At 63.8% G+C, this 16,185-nt stretch carries 17 protein-coding genes; 5 read left to right on the forward strand and 12 right to left on the reverse strand.

All coding sequences use genetic code 11. From position 1 onward, the window contains the following. Window positions 1-6 precede the first annotated feature (6 nt). The 10 genes from CXY73_RS20600 to CXY73_RS20640 all read right to left on the reverse strand — a co-directional run bounded on the left by CXY73_RS20600 (window position 7) and on the right by CXY73_RS20640 (window position 10,390). Window positions 7-1,692: a long-chain-fatty-acid--CoA ligase gene (locus CXY73_RS20600; RefSeq protein ID WP_104178755.1), complete on the reverse strand. Its 1,686-nt coding sequence runs from the start codon at window positions 1,690-1,692 to the stop codon at window positions 7-9. Then, complete coding sequence (locus tag CXY73_RS20605) at window positions 1,689-2,771, reverse strand: low specificity L-threonine aldolase (protein ID WP_104135961.1); 1,083 nt, start codon at window positions 2,769-2,771, stop codon at window positions 1,689-1,691. The genes CXY73_RS20600 and CXY73_RS20605 overlap by 4 nt, the downstream gene beginning before the upstream one ends. Before the next feature lie 31 nt (window positions 2,772-2,802). Beyond that, a complete protein-coding gene (locus tag CXY73_RS20610) occupies window positions 2,803-3,915 on the reverse strand; it encodes an ABC transporter permease (protein ID WP_104135960.1) in 1,113 nt (370 codons plus the stop codon). After that, entirely contained in the window at window positions 3,912-4,796 is an 885-nt protein-coding gene (locus tag CXY73_RS20615; RefSeq protein ID WP_104135959.1) for an ABC transporter ATP-binding protein, read from the reverse strand. Before CXY73_RS20615 ends, CXY73_RS20610 begins: the two co-directional genes overlap by 4 nt. Window positions 4,797-4,894: 98 nt before the next feature. Continuing rightward, entirely contained in the window at window positions 4,895-5,590 is a 696-nt protein-coding gene (locus CXY73_RS20620; RefSeq protein ID WP_104135958.1) for a response regulator transcription factor, read from the reverse strand. Beyond that, the gene (locus tag CXY73_RS20625; RefSeq protein WP_104178756.1) at window positions 5,587-6,906 is read right to left on the reverse strand and encodes a sensor histidine kinase; all 1,320 of its coding nucleotides are present in this window, start codon (window positions 6,904-6,906) and stop codon (window positions 5,587-5,589) included. Before CXY73_RS20625 ends, CXY73_RS20620 begins: the two co-directional genes overlap by 4 nt. Window positions 6,907-7,060: 154 nt before the next feature. Next, the gene (locus CXY73_RS20630; protein WP_104135956.1) at window positions 7,061-7,720 is read right to left on the reverse strand and encodes an SDR family NAD(P)-dependent oxidoreductase; all 660 of its coding nucleotides are present in this window, start codon (window positions 7,718-7,720) and stop codon (window positions 7,061-7,063) included. Next, on the reverse strand, window positions 7,720-9,120 hold the full coding sequence (locus tag CXY73_RS20635) for a DUF6421 family protein (RefSeq protein ID WP_104135955.1): 1,401 nt from the start codon (window positions 9,118-9,120) through the stop codon (window positions 7,720-7,722). The genes CXY73_RS20630 and CXY73_RS20635 overlap by 1 nt, the downstream gene beginning before the upstream one ends. Window positions 9,121-9,335: 215 nt before the next feature. Continuing rightward, window positions 9,336-9,470, reverse strand: coding sequence for a hypothetical protein (locus CXY73_RS23290; protein WP_255411408.1), 135 nt, complete (start codon window positions 9,468-9,470; stop codon window positions 9,336-9,338). Between the two features lie 161 nt (window positions 9,471-9,631). Next, window positions 9,632-10,390, reverse strand: coding sequence for a Fic family protein (locus CXY73_RS20640; RefSeq protein WP_104136029.1), 759 nt, complete (start codon window positions 10,388-10,390; stop codon window positions 9,632-9,634). A 146-nt stretch (window positions 10,391-10,536) separates the two neighbouring features. On the opposite strand from CXY73_RS20640, the gene CXY73_RS23690 reads away from it, so the two are divergent. The 4 genes from CXY73_RS23690 to CXY73_RS20655 all read left to right on the forward strand — a co-directional run bounded on the left by CXY73_RS23690 (window position 10,537) and on the right by CXY73_RS20655 (window position 12,796). After that, window positions 10,537-10,701 carry a nucleotidyltransferase family protein gene (locus CXY73_RS23690; protein WP_369831271.1) on the forward strand — a complete coding sequence of 55 codons (165 nt, stop codon included), beginning with the start codon at window positions 10,537-10,539 and terminating at the stop codon, window positions 10,699-10,701. Next, the gene (locus CXY73_RS22155) at window positions 10,698-10,865 is read left to right on the forward strand and encodes a hypothetical protein (protein ID WP_158254173.1); all 168 of its coding nucleotides are present in this window, start codon (window positions 10,698-10,700) and stop codon (window positions 10,863-10,865) included. Before CXY73_RS23690 ends, CXY73_RS22155 begins: the two co-directional genes overlap by 4 nt. Window positions 10,866-10,980: 115 nt before the next feature. Then, complete coding sequence (locus CXY73_RS20650) at window positions 10,981-11,979, forward strand: acetamidase/formamidase family protein (RefSeq protein WP_104178757.1); 999 nt, start codon at window positions 10,981-10,983, stop codon at window positions 11,977-11,979. A 55-nt stretch (window positions 11,980-12,034) separates the two neighbouring features. Continuing rightward, complete coding sequence (locus CXY73_RS20655) at window positions 12,035-12,796, forward strand: SDR family NAD(P)-dependent oxidoreductase (RefSeq protein WP_104135952.1); 762 nt, start codon at window positions 12,035-12,037, stop codon at window positions 12,794-12,796. 21 nt (window positions 12,797-12,817) lie between these two features. On the opposite strand, the gene CXY73_RS20660 is transcribed toward CXY73_RS20655, so the two are convergent. Both CXY73_RS20660 and CXY73_RS20665 read right to left on the reverse strand, forming a co-directional pair. Then, the gene (locus CXY73_RS20660) at window positions 12,818-13,711 is read right to left on the reverse strand and encodes an amidohydrolase family protein (protein ID WP_104178758.1); all 894 of its coding nucleotides are present in this window, start codon (window positions 13,709-13,711) and stop codon (window positions 12,818-12,820) included. Between the two features lie 35 nt (window positions 13,712-13,746). Beyond that, a complete protein-coding gene (locus tag CXY73_RS20665; RefSeq protein WP_104178759.1) occupies window positions 13,747-14,523 on the reverse strand; it encodes a sulfite exporter TauE/SafE family protein in 777 nt (258 codons plus the stop codon). Window positions 14,524-14,616: 93 nt separating this feature from the next. On the opposite strand from CXY73_RS20665, the gene CXY73_RS20670 reads away from it, so the two are divergent. Next, complete coding sequence (locus CXY73_RS20670; RefSeq protein WP_158254174.1) at window positions 14,617-16,167, forward strand: ABC transporter substrate-binding protein; 1,551 nt, start codon at window positions 14,617-14,619, stop codon at window positions 16,165-16,167. Window positions 16,168-16,185 lie beyond the last annotated feature (18 nt).

The raw sequence follows: 16,185 nt of genomic DNA on the forward strand, positions 1-16,185 counted from the left end.
CGCAGCCTACTTGCCCTGCAGTCGGTTGCGCACCTCGCGACGCAGCACCTTGCCGAGCAGGCTGCGCGGCAGGTCATCGACCTCGACGATGCGGCGTGGCACCTTGTAGGCGGAGAGCCGGGTGCGGCAGTATTCGCGCACCGCGCTCACATCGAGTTCCGCGCCGGGAGTCAGCACGACCACGGCCACAACGTCCTCGCCGCCGTTCGCGCTTGGCAGGCCGACCGCAGCAGCATCGACGATGTCGGGGTGCGAGAGCAGTGCTCCTTCGACCTCAGACGGCGAAACGTTGAAACCGCCGGTGATGATGAGTTCCTTCATGCGGTCGACGACCGTGATGAAGCCGTCGGCGGAGACCCGCACGATATCGCCGGTGCGCAGCCAGCCGCCGGGCAGCAGCACCTGGGCGGTCTCGCTCGGGCGGTCCCAATAGCCCGAGAATACCTGGGGACCGGCGACGAGCAGCTCGCCCTCCTCCTCGAAGCCGCGCTCGATCGTCGGGTCCTCCGGGTCGACCACGCGAATGTCGGTGCTCGGAAACGGCACCCCGACCGTTCCGGGGCGTCGGGTCGGGCCGATCGGGTTGCCGGCCACGATCGGCGACGCTTCGGTCATGCCGTAGCCCTCGACCAGCAGCCCGCCGGTCGCCTTCTCCCAGCGTTCCACGATCGACACCGGCAGGTTCATGGCACCAGAAATAGCAAAGTGGATGCCCGCCAGACTCACCTTCTTCTTCGCTGCGGCCGTGACCAGGCGGTCGTAGATCGGGGGCACCGCGGGCAAAAAAGTGGGCGGAGCGTGCCGGGCTGCGTCGAGCACGAGCTTCTCGTCGAACTTCGGAAACAGCACAAGGCGCGCGCCGATGCTCATGGCGAAGGTAAGGCAGAGCGTGAGGCCATGGGCGTGGAACATGGGCAGCACGCCGTACACGGTTTCCTCTCCGGGCCGTAGGCCCGCCACCCAGGCGGAGCCCTGCGCGGCGTTGGCGCGCAGGTTATAGTGGCTCAAAATGGCGCCCTTGGGGGTGCCGGTCGTGCCGCTCGTGTATTGCAAAACGGCAGTGTCCCCGAGCAGCGGGCGCTGGTGCGACGCATGCAGCCTGCGCGTTCCAACGATGGAGTGCCAGCTGATCGCGCCCTTTCCGGGGCCGGCGGTGAGGGAGGCGCGAGCGTCCCTGGCCTTCTTGATCGGCAGCTTGAGGGCCAGCCGTTTCGAGAACGGCATGGCGCGGGTGAGGTCGATGGTGACGACATCCGTTACGCCCATGTCTTTGGGAAAAGCACGGACGGCGTCGTAGACCTTGTCCCAGACGATCGCGACCTTCGCGCCGTGGTCTTCAAATTGGTGGCGCAGCTCCCGGTCGGTGTAGAGCGGATTGTGCTCGACCACGATGGCGCCGAGGCGCAGAACCGCGTAGAACGCGACGACGTGCTGCGGGCAGTTCGGCAGTACGAGGGCCACCCGGTCGCCCGGGCTCACGCCGAGTTTGCGCAGACCATTGGCAGCTCGGGAGATTTGCTCGCCGAGCTCCTCAAAGGTGGTCGTGGCACCGAAGAAATCCAACGCGATGTTAAGCGCGAACCGCTCGACCGAGGCCTCGATCATGTCGGTAAGGGTTTCGGCAGTCTCATCGATGGTGTCGGGAACGCCGGGAGCGTAGGAGGCGAGCCACGGCTGATCCTTGAAGGTCATGACAGTTCTCGGGTGATGGCGACGATGAACTGGTCGATATCGTCCTCGGTCGTGTCGAAGCCGCACATCCAGCGCACCTCGTTCCTGGCGGCGTCCCAATCGTAAAAGCGAAAGGAATCGCGCAGGCGGTCGGCGACACCGTCGGGCAGAGTGGCGAAGATTGCGTTGGCCTGGGTTGCCTGGCTAAAGGTCAGGCCGGTGATCGTGCCCTGGGCGAGTTCGGTTTCAAGCGCGCCGCGCAGCCGGGCGGCCATCGCATTGGCGTGGCTGGCGTTTCGCAACCACAGGTCGCCGTCGAGTAGCGCGATCAGCTGCGCCGACACAAAACGCATCTTGCTGGAGAGCTGCATGTTTGACTTGCGCAGAAATTTCAGACCGGTGGATGCTGCCGGGTTCAGTACCACGATGCACTCACCGAGCATCATGCCGTTCTTGGTGCCGCCGAAGCTGAGCACGTCGACGCCGGCATCGCGGGTGAAGGCGCGGAGCGGCACTCCCAGGCTCGCCGCGGCGTTAGAAATGCGGGCGCCGTCCATGTGCAGCGTCATTCCCTTGGAGTGGGCGTGATCGGCGATCGCGCGCACCTCGTCCACGGTGTACGCAGTGCCAAGCTCCGTGGTTTGAGTGATGGCCACGACGAGCGGCTGGGCGCGGTGCTCATCGCCCCAACCCCAGGCCTCTTGGTCGATCAGTTCGGGGGTGAGCTTGCCGTCGGGGGTGACAACCGGCAGCAGCTTGAAGCCACCGACGTGCTCCGGAGCGCCGCCCTCATCGTTGTGAATGTGGGCGGTGGCCGAGCAGACCACGGCGCCCCAACGCGGCAGCATCGACTGCAGCCCGGTGACGTTGGCGCCGGTGCCATTGAACACCGGGAACGCTTCGACGCCGTCGCCGAACTGTTCGACGAAGACTTCCTGCAGCCTAGCCGTGTAAACGTCTTCGCCGTAGGCAACTTGATGGGCGCCATTGGCCTGGATTATCGCCTCCAGAATTTCCGGATGAATGCCGGAGTAATTGTCGGAAGCGAAACCGCGGGATGTCAGATCATGGAGTTGGGTCACCCCTCCATCTTCTCGCATTCGGCTGGCCGTCTGCACGAAGCGGATGCCGCTACCGGTGCAGTGCCTCGCGCAGGGAGACGCGGGCACCCATGCGCAGCAGCGCGTTGGAGTAGATGCGTGACCCGATGAGAATCACCACGATCGTCGACAGGGCGAGCACGATCAGGGACAACACCGGCTCCCACCATTCGGCCTGGCTCAGGAAGATGCGCACCGGCATTCCGACCGGCGCCGAGAACGGCACGTACGACATGATCGCCAGCACGAGCGGGTTGTCGTTGAAGAAAACCACCATGAAATAGGGGATCATCACGAGGAACAACACCGGCGAGGTTGCCGATCCCACGTCTTCCTGCCGGGACACCATCGACGCCGTCGCCGCGTAAAGGGCGGCGAGCAACACGAACCCGAAGGCGAAGAAAACGGCGAACCAGACAATCGCCGGTCCCACATCGGCCAGCAGCACGCGTTGCCCGGTGACCGCCAGACCGATCGAGACCAGCAGGCCGATGGACACGATCTGCGCGAACGCCATCAGGCTGTTGCCGAGAACCTTGCCGGCGAGCAGGGCGCGCACCGAGATGGTCGACATGAGAATCTCGACGATACGGGTCTGCTTCTCTTCCACGACGCTCTGGGCGATGGTGGCGCCGAAGGTAGTGGCCGACATGAGAAAGATGATACCGAAGCCGATGGCCACGAGGTAGGCGAGAAAACCATCCTGTTCGGCCGGTTCGAGAATTTTCACGTCGGGGCTCACGGTGAGCGTGCCGTGAACATCGTTGGGCGCCGAGTCGAGCGTGATCACGGTGATACCGAGCGGGGAATCGGTATTCGTCGACGGCACAACGGCCGCATCGACGCTGCCATCGCGTACGAGGGCCTCGGCGCCTTCGACGCTGGAAGCTTCCACGATGTCGAAGGCTTGCGTCTGCTCGACGACGCTGATCGCGGTGCCGACCACGGCGACCCTGGTCAGGCTCGTATTCTGGCTCATGATGCTGCCGACGATGACAGAGCCCATCGAAATGAGCAGCAAAATGCCGGTCGCGATCAGGAACGATTTGCTGCGCAATCGCGCCGCAATCTCGCGGTTGGAGACCAGCCAGACGCTCTGGGCGAAGGTGGGCGCGGTGTGTACCGGGCGGGTGGGGTTGCTCATGCGATGACCTCCTTGAAGATGGTGGCGAGACTGGGCCTCTGCTGGCTGAAGGTGTGCACCGCGCCGATCGTGATCGCACGGTGCAGAACAGCCTGGCTGGCGGCATCCGTTTCGGCTTCAAAGACGGCGAAATCGCCGTCGAAGTCGATCACGGTGATGCCGGGCTGTGAGCGGATCCAGCCGGTGTCGCCAGCAGTGCGAATTTCATAGCGCGGGCTGCTGTGCTGCTCGCGCAGGGCCTCGCGGGAGCCGTTCGCGCGAATCTCGCCGTCGGCGATGATGACGAGGTCGTCGCAGAGCCGTTCAACGATGTCAAGCTGGTGCGAGGAGAACAGCACGGGCGCGCCCTGAGCGGCGTAGCCGGCGAGCACGCTCATCACCACCTCCACCGCGAGTGGGTCGAGGCCGGAGAATGGCTCATCGAGCACGAGAAACTCGGGGTCGTGCACGAGAGCTGCGGCGATCTGGGCTCGCTGCTGGTTGCCGAGCGAGAGCGACTCGACGGTGTCACGGGCGCGTTCGGTTAGACCGAGACGCTCAAGTAGATCGTCGGTGTTGCGGCGAGCGGATGCCGGTGTCAGCCCGTGCAGGCGGGCCAGGTAGACAAGCTGCTCGGCGACCTTCATCTTGGGGTAAAGGCCCCGTTCCTCTGGCATGTAGCCAAACCGACGGCGATCGTTCGGGGTGACCGGTACGCCGTCGATGAGAACGATGCCCGCGTTCGGCGATAGCACGCCGAGAATGATGCGCATAGTTGTGGTCTTACCGGCGCCATTCGCGCCGACAAAGCCGGTCATACGGCCGTCCCCGACGGTGAAACTCACGTCGGAGAGCACCTTTCTCGTGCCATAGCTCTTGGTGACTCCCCTGATGTCGAGCATTCCCCGCCCTTTCGTTGTGCCTGTCTTCACGGTAGCGCGGGGTAGCGGTCTGCCACATCCGCCTGGCGGATGAAGCCAGTCTCCGCCTGGCGGTGGAGCTACGCTTCGAGGGCGCCGCCGGGCACAATGACGCGGTGCTCGTAGGCGTAGACCACGGCTTGGATGCGGTCGCGCAGCCCCAGCTTCATCAGCACCTTCGAGACGTGCGATTTCACTGTGGCCTCACCGAGAAAGAGCTGCGCGGCAATTTCAGCGTTAGCCAGCCCTTGGGCGAGCAGCGCAAACACCTCGCACTCGCGTTCGGTCAGCTCATGCAGTGCCTTGGGCGAGGCAGCCGCCAAAACGGACGCCCCGGTCAGGTTCACACACCGCTCAATGACGCGTCGGGTGACGTCGGGGGCCAGCAGGGCATCGCCGCGCGCGAGCACCTGCACGGCCTCGATCAGCGCTTCGGGCGTGGAATTCTTCAGGATGAATCCGCTCGCGCCGTGTTGCAGCGCTGCAAACAGGTAGTCCTCGCGGTCGAAGGTCGTGAGCATGAGCACTGCGGCGTGGATCGAGCGGTCGTCGACGATCGACCCGGTGGCAGTGAGGCCGCCGACGCCGGGCATCTGTACGTCCATGCAGATGACGTCGGGCTGAAGCGTTCGAGCCAGGACGAGCGCGGCGGCGCCATCGGAGGCCTCGCCCACGACGTGAATACCCGGCTCGGACTGCAGAATGACACGAAACCCCGCGCGCACGAGCGCCTGGTCGTCCACGAGCAGCACGCGAATGCCGGCCGGCTCGCTCATACGGTCTCTCGCTTCATGAGCGGGAACCGTGCGCGCACGAGGTAGCCGCCGCGTGGTCGACTGTCGAGGTGCAGTTCGCCGCCAACCGCAGCGACCCGTTCGCGCATGCCACGCTGGCCCAGCCCGGTGGTTTCGGCGCTCGCGCCGCTGGCAACTGCCGCGCCGAATTGTCGCCGGGGGCCGACTCCGTCGTCGGTGATCTCGAGCTCGATGGCATCCGTTTCGTAGCGCAGGCGTAGGTCCGTGCTGACGCCGGGGCCGGCGTGTTTGCGGGTGTTGGTCAGGGCTTCCTGGGCGATGCGGTAGATGCTCAGGCCGATCGTGGCAGGAATCGGGCGTTCCTCGCCCACGATTGACAGGCGTACGGGAACGCCGGCGGTACGGCTCTCGTCGGCGAGTTCGCCGAGCTGAGCGATGCCGCGGGTGCTGCTGCTCTGGTTAGTGGGTTCCGATCCTGGGGCATCGTGGCCACGCAGGGCTCCGAGCATGGTGTGCAACTCGTCTACCGCGCTGCGTGCGCTCTGTTCGATTATGGTGAGCGCGTCGGCCGCCTGCCCGGGGGCACTCGAGAGGATGCGCCGGGCTGCGCCAGCCTGCACGCCCATTACCGACACATGGTGGGCGACGACGTCGTGCAACTCGCGGGCGATGCGTACCCGTTCCAGCGTGATGGCCTGGGCTGCCGTGCGCTCGCGCTCGACGGTGAGCGCGGCGGTGCTGTCCTTCAGGGCGGTGCTGTTGCGGGCGGATTTCCATGCGGATTCGCCGAAATACCAGGCCGCACCGAAATAGACCAGGTTGATCAAGACCTGCAATACTCCGAACGCCGCATAGGGGGAGAAGAACCCCTCGCGGGAGAGATCGGGCATCATGGTGAGCTGGTTGGCCTGCACGATGAGCTGGGCGAATAGCCAGATGAACATGCCGGCAACGATGGTGACCCGCACCCACTTGGCCGCAACGCGGTGGCGGCTCCATGCTCCGACCGCATAGATGGCCAGATAGAGGCAGATGTTGGAGAAGAGCATGTCGCTGGCTTCGAGCATGGCACCGGCGGCGAAGACCACGGAGACGGTGACGGCCACAATCTCGGGCCACCGACGGCGCAGCGCGAGGGGCAGGGTGATGAGCGCGACCCACAGTGCTACTTGCCAGACCGGCGCTTCGGTGAAGACGCCAGCGCTGCGAGTGAGCGACACGCTCAGGGCGGTCGCGGCGGCCAGAACCAGCGTGACCCACAGATCTTTGCGCAGGCTAGGCCCGCTGGGGGTGGGCCTCTGCCACTCGGCGTTGAGGTGGGAGTCTGTGGTGCTCATGACTCCACGCTAGCGTGGGCTGCCGACTTGAGCGGCCGGGCAGGAGCATCCGCACCGATCGTCGCGAGGCCGCCGCCAAAAGCTGCAGGGGAGTGCTTGCGGTTGGCGCGTTCGGCAAACTAGCAGCGCGAGCAGTTTCTAGGCCTCAGGTTTTTCAAGTCTCTGGCGCCAGTACGAGCCGACTGTTATTGACGGATGCCGCCGCCTTGCCCCACAGCCCCGTCACCCGGGTAGCCAGCTCGGTTTCGAGCCCGTCGAGCGAACGTACGACGAAGATTGCAGCCGCGGCGGTGTCGCCGGCTTTTGCAAATCCCGCTCCGACCGCGCGCACCCACGTTTCGGCCGCGGACTTCGCGGCCGCATAATTCGCGCCGCCAGCGGTCGGCCGGTCTACCGACACGCTCGACACGATGGCGAGCCGCCCGGCCGACGAGGCCAGCAAGTCGGCGTTGAAGGCCCGAGTCGTGTTGCGCAGCGTGGTGACCACGTGCGAGTGCAGAAAGTCCCAGTCCTCGTCGGTCTGGCCGGCGAGGCCTCCGCCGCCGCGCCAGCCGCCTACCAGGTGAATCAAGCCGTCGATCGGGCCGGTCGCGCCGGCCAGCGCGGTCACCGCAGCAAAGTCAGTGAGGTCACACTCATAGAGCGCGGCATCGGGCGCGACCCCGAGCACGGACTGGAGACGTTCGAGATTGGAGCCGACGGCGACGACGCGCGCACCGGAATCCGCGAGTAACGACGCAACGGCCAGGCCGGCCGTGCTGGTCGCACCGGCGATCAGCACGGTACGACCAGCGACGGCGCGGCTGGCGCCCATCAGTCCACCGCGCTGCCGGTGATGCCGGCCGTCGAGTCGATGACCGTGCGCATCTTCTTTTCGAGCGCTTCGAAGAACATCGACAGCGGAAATTCGTCGTCGAGAACCTGGTCGGTGTAGCCCTTGGGAGAACCGGCGAGCACCTCGAGCGGCAGCCCGCGGGCCCAGGTCGAAGCCGGATTGGGCGTGAGGGTCTTCGAGATCATCTCGTAGGCCGCGAGCCAGTGCGCCTTCTTCGGTCGGTCGATTGACGCCCAGTACAGCTCGTCGATCTGCGCTCCGAGTGCAATGACCACCTCGGGAACGGCGTCCCAATCGAAGGTGAGGCGGGTGTCGGTCCAGTGCAGCACACCGTGCTGGTGCATCCAGGCGAACAACAGCTGACCGCCGAGGCCGTCATAGTTGCGCACCCGGTTGCCGGTGATCGCGAACCGAAAGATGCGGTCGAAGATGACTGCATACTGCACCAGTTTCGCGTGTTGACGCGCGTCCGGGCTCGCCAGTTCACTGCGCTCGATTGTGACCGATTCGCGAAAAGCGGTCAGGTCGCAGCGCAGCTCTTCGAGTGAATAGAGGAAGAACGGCATGCGCTGCTTGATCATGAACGGGTCGAACGGCAGGTCGCCGCGCATGTGCGTGCGGTCATGGATGAGGTCCCACATCACGAAGGTCTCTTCGGTGAGGTGCTGGTCGTCGAGCAACAGCGCCGCATCCTTCGGTAGCTCAAGCCGCGTGATCTCGGCGGCAGCGCGCACGACGCGGCGGAAGCGGGCGGCTTCGCGGTCGGCGAAAATCGCTCCCCAGGTAAACGTCGGAATCTCGCGCATCGCGACCGTCTCGGGAAAGAGCACGGCCGAATTGGTGTCGTAACCCGGCGTGAAGTCGAGAAAACGAATCGGTACGAACAGCTTGTTCGTGTAGCCCGCCTCCAGTTCGCCGATGAATTCGGGCCAGATGACCTCGATCAGCACGGCCTCGACCAGGCGATTGGCGCTGCCATTCTGCGTGTACATCGGGAACACCACGAGGTGGCGCAGCCCGTTGACGCGATGCTGCTGCGGCTGAAAAGCCATCAGGGAATCGTAGAAGTCGGGCACTCCGAATCCGTCGGAGGCCCAGCGGTCAAAGTCCACGATCAGAGCGTCAAGGTAGGTGGCATCGTGCGTGAACCGTGGCGCCAGGTCGGTAACCGCGGCGGTGATGCGCGAAACGGATGCCGCGGCATCCGCATGCCGCGAGGCGTCGGCAATCGAGCCGTCCTGCGACTGCAGGCCCTGCAGCGAGGTCGCCGCGACCTTGAGGTCAAGCCAGGACGGATGCTGCGCGAGGCCGTCTTCGAGAACCTCGGGCTCTCCGACCAGAGCGTTAGCTACGTGTGTTTTTTCAACAGATATCGACATGGGAACCTCCAGTTCTCGTGAGTGCCGCGGTCGCGGCGGGCGTGCGCACCGAAAAGAATGCTCCTTCAGAATATCGGGCACGGTGCGGCGTTTTCTTGCGATTTTTCGCAACAAATCGTCGCTCGTGCCGGGTTTGGACGCGGAGAATCGACGTTCCGCTCGCGTGCGCGCACTTCATACCGACGTGACCGTGCACCGGAGTGGAGCGTGCATAATCAGGCTCTGATGCGCCTGCCGGGGACGATTTGGGAAACGCGGCCCTTTGTGATGCCGAGGAGGTGTCCGATATCGCGAACCGAATAACCTGCGTCGGCCAGTTCGACGGCGCGTTCGGACGTGTCGGTGACCATCGCCCGAGTTTCGGCCTCCCTCGCGTGTGACTTCTACTGTGTAGCTCACCGGAGTCACCCCTTCCCCAGAACCCCTTCGAGGTCTCGTTCTATCGCGCGGAGCAAGCCAGAGGGGAGGCGTGAGTTCCGCGCGCGATACGTAATGCGAAATCTGAGAGCCCTCAGTTTCCCCAGCGTTGACGACGTGCGCGGGCACCGAAATCGTCCAGCGCGTTCAGTAGTTCTGTCGCCTGCCAGTGGCGATTGCGTCGGCCTGCTGTCGACTGAGACAGGATGCCGGCATCGACGAGCTTTTTGATGGAGGTGTCTGCGGCTGGTTCACTGACTCCGAGCTCGCGGCAGACTATCGCGATGGTTACGATCGGCTGCCGCAGCAGCAAAATTTTTAGACCATGCACAGAGGAGTCGCTGCGCGCTTGTACCGTTGCGTCCCATCCGGCGGTGATCGACGTGATTTCCTTCTCCAGCCTGCGACCGTTTGTGACGGCAGCGAACGCGGCTTCCGTCATCGTCTCGATAATCGGACGCACATCCCCATTGCGATAAGCAGTGAGTGCATCGAAGTAGCCCTTGGTGTCGCCGAGGAGACCGGCGGAGACTGGGACCGTCACGTTTTTGGTGACGCCGCCTGCGCGGAGCATCCCCTGCACCAAGGCGCGCCCGGTGCGATCGTTGCCGTCGGGGAAGGGATGGATGGTTTCGAACTGAGCATGCGCTATCGCGACCTGCGCGATCACAGGGAGATCGCTGCGACGTACGAACTTCATTACGTCATCCATGAATTCGGGGACTCGGTCTTGGTGCGGGGGAATGAACGAGGCGTTGTGCGGAGAAAATGAACCACCGCCGATCCACACTTGCTCATTCCGCCAGCGTCCGACAATCAGGGGATTCGACTTCTCCAACAGCGCACGGTGCATGGTGAGAACGGCTTCGAGGTCTAAGCCGTCGGCCAAAGCGATGGCAGCATCGCAGCAAGATAATCGCTCTGGCCGCCGCTCGCGGGGCTACGAACCTCCGCGTCTTCGGGAGTGCTGCCCGCGGCATCGATACCTCGGAGTCCGATATCGACCTGCTGGCCGACATTGCGCCAAGAACGGGACTGCTCGCGCTGGCTCGATTGGAACGCGAGCTGGGCGACCTGCTCGGAACCAAAGTTGACGTAGTGCCGGCCAGTGGCCTTCGCGAACACCTCCCTGAACGAGTAATGAAAGAGGCCGTGCCACTGTGAGCAGGTCCGATGTCGAGCTCGTGCGGGACGCACTCGATCATATTGACGTACTCAACCGACCACTCTCGAGCAGCGCGCCGCCTACCGCGCCGCGCGGGGCGTGCTCATGGGTGGGACCGACGCTGATGACGGGTATTACGTCGTGGGCGGGGTATCCGGTCTGAGCGATTTTCTACTCCCCGCCGCGGATTGAAGCAGGTCGACCGCCGCCAACGCAAGCCATGCAGGTATCGGCATATGGTGACGACGTGGGCATATATCGCCGCGATAAGCTGCATTATGGACTCCCTCGACTTTCGCCCGGATCGCAGCCAGTTCGTGTACACCTTCGGCGGCGCGGCGCCCAGCCACCGGGTGCGGCCAGGGACCCTGCTCAACCTCTGGTCGGAGGACGCGTTCAACCACGCACTGACGAGCGTCAGCGACGTCGCCAGCCACGTGCTCGACTTTCGCTACCTCAACCCGCAGACCGGCCCCTTCTACGTAGAAGGGGCTGAACCGGGCGACACTCTGGCCATTCACATCATTGATCTCACCCCGGCGCGCAGCTGGGGAGCCTCGGCTGCCATCCCCTTCTTTGGCGGCATGACGAGCACCGATCGCACCGCCATGCTGCAACAGGCGCTGCCTGAAGCTACTTGGATCTATGAGGTTGATACGCTGGCTGGCACCGTCGGCTTCCAATCCCGCTTTAGTGATTTTGAGGTAGCACTGCCCCTCGCACCCATGCTCGGCACGGTGGGAGTAGCCCCATCAGGGGGCGAGGTGCGCTCCTCCCTCGTGCCCGAGCGTTTTGGCGGCAACATGGATACCCCCGAGATCAAGCCCGGCACCACCGTCTTTCTCGGTGTAAATGTTGAGGGCGCTCTATTCTCTATCGGCGACGGTCACTACCGGCAGGGCGAGGGTGAGAGCTGCGGCACCGCCGTCGAAGGTGCAATGAACTCCGTCATTCTGGTCGACCTGATCAAGGGCCGCGCTCCGCTATGGCCGCGCCTGGAAACCGACGACTACTGGATGATCGTCGGCTCGTCCCGACCCATGGAAGATTCCTGGCGGATCGCTCAGCTCGAGATGATCCGCTGGCTCAGCGAGCTCTTCGATCTTCACGAAATGGATGCCTACCAACTGCTCAGCCAGACCGCCGAGGCACCCATTGCCAACGTGGTCGACCCCAATTACAGCGTCGTCGTGAAGGTGCGCAAATCGCTATTCCCCACCGTTCACGCTTTCGACGGGATGCACCGCGACCTGCGCGAGCGGGCCGCCATCCGCTGACCTGCTCCGAGACTTTCTCACTCGCTCCGAACCCGCATCACCGAAAGGACCCACCTTGGATCTGCGCATCGCCCAAAAAACCGCACTCGTCACCGGCGGCACGAAGGGCATCGGGCGCGCGATCGTCGATGCCTTCGTTGCCGAGGGCGCCAACGTCGCCTTCTGTGCCCGCAGTGCAGCGGAAGTCGCCGCTACCGAATCCGAATTCGCCAATGGCCCAGCCACTGTCGTCGGCACGGTGCTCGACGTACGCGACAGCGAGGCTCTGGGGCGATGGGTTGCCGACTCCGCCAAGCGCTTCGGCGGCATCGACATGGTGGTGAGCAACGTGAGCGCCCTGGCCATTCCAGATACGGCGGCCAACTGGACGGACTCGATCGAGGTCGATCTGATGGGAACGGTCAACCTCGTGAAGGCATCGATCCCATTTCTGGAGCAGAGCACCGCGCCGTCGATAGTGGCGTTGTCGAGCGTATCCGGCCGCGAGGTGGACTTCGCGAGCGGTCCGTATGGCACGGTGAAGACGGCCATCATCGGTTACATTGCCGGTGTCGCCTACCAGCTTGCAGCGAAAGGAATCCGTGCAAATACGGTTTCACCGGGCAATACGTACCATGCGGGTGGAGTCTGGGAGAGCCTCGAGACCAGCGATACCGAGTTCTTCACCGAGGCGGTAGGGCTCAACCCGACCGGTCGCATGGGCACGCCGCAGGAGATTGCAGCGAGCGTAGTGTTCCTATCCAGCCCGGTGTCGAGCCGAACAACGGGCGCGAACCTGCTGATCGATGGCGCGCTCACCCGCGGAATCCAATTTTGACTTCCTGAGTTCGTTACCGAACTACTCGCCGATCAGGCGCAGCCCGTTGTACCAACAGACGGCGCGTAGCCAGTCGTCGTCGAGTCGCGGCTCTCGGGCGCGCAGGCGTTCGAGCACCTCCAACTGGTGCGCATACGGGTACGGAATGTTGGGGAAATCGCTGCCGAGCACCACACGGTCGGGCAGGTCCGCCAGCCGGGACAGCAGGGCGGGGTCGAAGGGCGCGAGCTGCTCGAAAAAGTCGGTGAACACCATCGTCGTATCGAGGTGCACCCAGGGATACCGCTCGGCCAGGTCGAGAAACTCGCTGTATTCCGGGGCGCCCATGTGTGCAACGACGACCGTCAACAGCGGATGCCGCACCAGCACTCCCGCAAGCGTGTGCGGCCCGGTGATGCCCGGTCGAGAAACCGGCCCGCTGCCGACATGGATCACGACCGGAATCGCTGCGTCGGCCAGTAGCCCCCAGACCGGGTCGAGGATCGGTTCGCGCAGGTCAAAAGCCCCGATCTGCACATGAATTTTGAATACTCGAGCGCCGCGGTCGAGGGCGGACTGAACCTGATCGAGCACGCCATCCTCCGGGTAAAACGTGGCACTCGGAACGCAGTCGGCATGCTCGTCCGCGAGGTCCAGTGAGAAATCGGTCAGGGACGCCGCCATTCCGGGGCGATGCGCATAGGACAGCGCGGTGAAGCGCCGCACGCCGAGTCGGCGAATCGTCGCGAGTCGCGACTCCTGGTCGTCGCGATAGTGAATCGGCCACGGGTGACCGATGAGCGGCTCGATCTCGTCGAAGTGAGCCCAGACGCGCCGCAGCATCCGCTCGGGAAGAAAATGGGTGTGCAGGTCGACCAGCCCGGGCAGGCCGAGCCCCCGCCACCAGGTTGGTACCGCGTTGTCACTGAGACTCATTGCATCCAGTGTGTCAGATTGCCTGACCGGAGTAACTACGTGACCAGCAACACGGCCGCGGCCGTCAGCGCGACGATCACGAGAATCGTGCGCAGCACTGGAGCGGGCAGGCGCCGCCCGATTCTGGCACCGAGCCAGCCGCCGAGGGCTGAGCCCACGCCGATCAGGAGGACAATCATCCAGTCGACCGTGCCGCTGGAGATAAAGATCACCGACGACACGACGTTGGCGACACCGGCCAAAACGTTCTTGGCCCCGTTGGCGCGGTGCATGTCGGTCGACCAGAGAATCCCGAGGAGGGCGAGAAGTACAACGCCCTGGGCTGCACCGAAATAGCCGCCGTACACGCCCGTCGCCAGCACGCCGAGGCTGAGACCAATCGTCACCGGGCGGGTGTCGGCATGGGTTGCGGCAGATTTGCGCCGCACGAATCGCGCGATGCGCGGCTGAATTGCGGAGAGCACACCCGCAAGGATCAGCAGGTACGGAACGACCATGGAAAATGCGGATGCCGGCAGAACCAGCAGCAGGACGCCGCCGACGATCCCGCCGATGGCGGAGAAGATGGCCATGAGCCCCACGGCGCGCCACTGCCCCTGGAGTTCTCGACGGTAGCCGTAAGCGCCAGTGACGGAGGCCGGTACCAGGCCAACGGTGTTCGACACATTCGCGGTGATCGGAGGGATGCCAAGGGCGAGCAGGGTCGGAAAAGTGATCAGCGTGCCTGCGCCGGCCACCACGTTGATGATTCCGGCCACGATCCCCGCCACGAAGATAATCGAGCCATTGAGCAGGCCTATCTCAATTTCCATGGGTGTTGTCCTATTCGTAGACGATCTGTCTCTATACCGTATACAGTATCCAGACAACGGACAGACTTTTTCATTACTTCCACTGGAGACATGATGCTTCGAAGAACGTTGAACATTGGTTGTATAGCCGCGGCATCGTTGATGTTGGTTTCGTGTGCCTCTACGCCCTCGGCCTCGCCCAGCGCCGACGAAGTCGTGGCTGGTGGAATTGCCGTTGTCGCGCTGTCGGACGAACCGGACACGTTGGACCCCACGGTCGCCAACACGTTTGTGGCCAGGGTCGTGTTCACCGCTTTCTGCGAGAAACTCTACGATTCCAACGACAGCCTCGAACTCGTGCCGCAACTGGCTGCGTCCCTGCCGGTCACCAGCGCTGACGGTCTGACGGTTGATATCGCGCTGCGTGAAGGCATCCTCTTCAACGACGGAACACCCTTCAATGCGGATGCCGTGAAGATCACCCTCGACCGCAACCTCACGCTCGATACCTCCTCGCGTAAGAAGGAACTCGCTGCGCTGCAGAGCGTTGAAGTCGTTGATGAGAACAATATTCGCCTGACCCTCTCGCGCCCATTCAGCCCCCTGGGTGCACAACTCGCCGACCGTGCTGGGGCGATCATGTCGCCCACGGCACTTGAGACGCTCGGCCTCGACTTTGGAACCGACCCGGTGTGCGTTGGCCCGTTCGATTTCACGGACCGGGTTCCCGGAAGTGAGATCAACTTCACCAAGTCTGACTATTACTACGACAAGGACCTGGTCAAGCTCGATGGCGTGACCTATAAGTTCATCACCGACCCGAACATTCGGGCGGCGAACCTGCGCTCATCCGATATCAACGTTGCAGAACGCCTCAACGCGAGCGATGTCGATCAGCTGGACGCGGACGGAGTCGACGTCCTCGACGTCAGCGCCATTGGCTACCAGGGCCTGACCATCAATACCGACCCAACAATGTCGTCCAGCCCCCTGGCCAGCTCGGTCGAACTGCGCAAGGCCTTCGAACTCAGCATTGATCGTGATGCCCTGAACACGGTGGTCTTCGCCGGTCAGACCACGCCGGACTGCGTGCCGTTGCCGAAACAAATGGCGTTCCGACCCGATGACATCCAGTGCACGGACTTCGACTCCGACGCCGCCCGCGCATTGGTCGAGGCATCGGGCGAGACGCTCCCGATTCCGGTAGAACTGCTGATCCCCGCGCGCCCGACGGACCAGAAAACGGCTGAAGTCATCCAGCAAATGGCGAACGATGTTGGCTTCGACGTCACGATCAAGCCGGTCGAGTTCGTCTCGGCGCTTGACCTGGGCCGGGCCGGCGACTTCGACATGTTCCTGATCGGGTGGTCTGGCCGCATGGACCCGGACGGCGACATGAACGACCTGCTCACCACCGGCGGCACCAATAACTACTCGCAAATGGCTGATTCCGAGGTGGATTTCCTGATCTCCGAGGCGGCGTCCGTCACCGAAACGGATGCCCGCCAGGACCTCTACGGGCAGGCCCTCGATCGGATCGATGAGATCAAGCCGCTCATCTACCTGTATCACGACACCTGGTTCCTCGGTCTGGCCGATATCACCGGGGTGGAGTACTCCGCCGACGCGATCCCGCGCTTCAAGACCGCTGAACTGACCAAGTAGCTCGAAAACCGATACGGA

The sequence above is a fragment of the Cryobacterium sp. Y50 genome (genome assembly GCF_002929805.1).
Taxonomy (GTDB): domain Bacteria; phylum Actinomycetota; class Actinomycetes; order Actinomycetales; family Microbacteriaceae; genus Cryobacterium.

Coding starts and splice junctions, on each gene's coding strand:
- CXY73_RS20600 (WP_104178755.1), bottom strand. CDS start 1,692: ATGACCTTCAAGGATCAGCCGTGGCTCGCCTCCTACGCTCCCGGCGTT.
- CXY73_RS20605 (WP_104135961.1), bottom strand. CDS start 2,771: ATGCGAGAAGATGGAGGGGTGACCCAACTCCATGATCTGACATCCCGC.
- CXY73_RS20610 (WP_104135960.1), bottom strand. CDS start 3,915: ATGAGCAACCCCACCCGCCCGGTACACACCGCGCCCACCTTCGCCCAG.
- CXY73_RS20615 (WP_104135959.1), bottom strand. CDS start 4,796: ATGCTCGACATCAGGGGAGTCACCAAGAGCTATGGCACGAGAAAGGTG.
- CXY73_RS20620 (WP_104135958.1), bottom strand. CDS start 5,590: ATGAGCGAGCCGGCCGGCATTCGCGTGCTGCTCGTGGACGACCAGGCG.
- CXY73_RS20625 (WP_104178756.1), bottom strand. CDS start 6,906: ATGAGCACCACAGACTCCCACCTCAACGCCGAGTGGCAGAGGCCCACC.
- CXY73_RS20630 (WP_104135956.1), bottom strand. CDS start 7,720: ATGGGCGCCAGCCGCGCCGTCGCTGGTCGTACCGTGCTGATCGCCGGT.
- CXY73_RS20635 (WP_104135955.1), bottom strand. CDS start 9,120: ATGTCGATATCTGTTGAAAAAACACACGTAGCTAACGCTCTGGTCGGA.
- CXY73_RS23290 (WP_255411408.1), bottom strand. CDS start 9,470: ATGGTCACCGACACGTCCGAACGCGCCGTCGAACTGGCCGACGCAGGT.
- CXY73_RS20640 (WP_104136029.1), bottom strand. CDS start 10,390: ATGCACCGTGCGCTGTTGGAGAAGTCGAATCCCCTGATTGTCGGACGC.
- CXY73_RS20650 (WP_104178757.1), top strand. CDS start 10,981: ATGGACTCCCTCGACTTTCGCCCGGATCGCAGCCAGTTCGTGTACACC.
- CXY73_RS20660 (WP_104178758.1), bottom strand. CDS start 13,711: ATGAGTCTCAGTGACAACGCGGTACCAACCTGGTGGCGGGGGCTCGGC.
- CXY73_RS20665 (WP_104178759.1), bottom strand. CDS start 14,523: ATGGAAATTGAGATAGGCCTGCTCAATGGCTCGATTATCTTCGTGGCG.
- CXY73_RS20670 (WP_158254174.1), top strand. CDS start 14,617: ATGCTTCGAAGAACGTTGAACATTGGTTGTATAGCCGCGGCATCGTTG.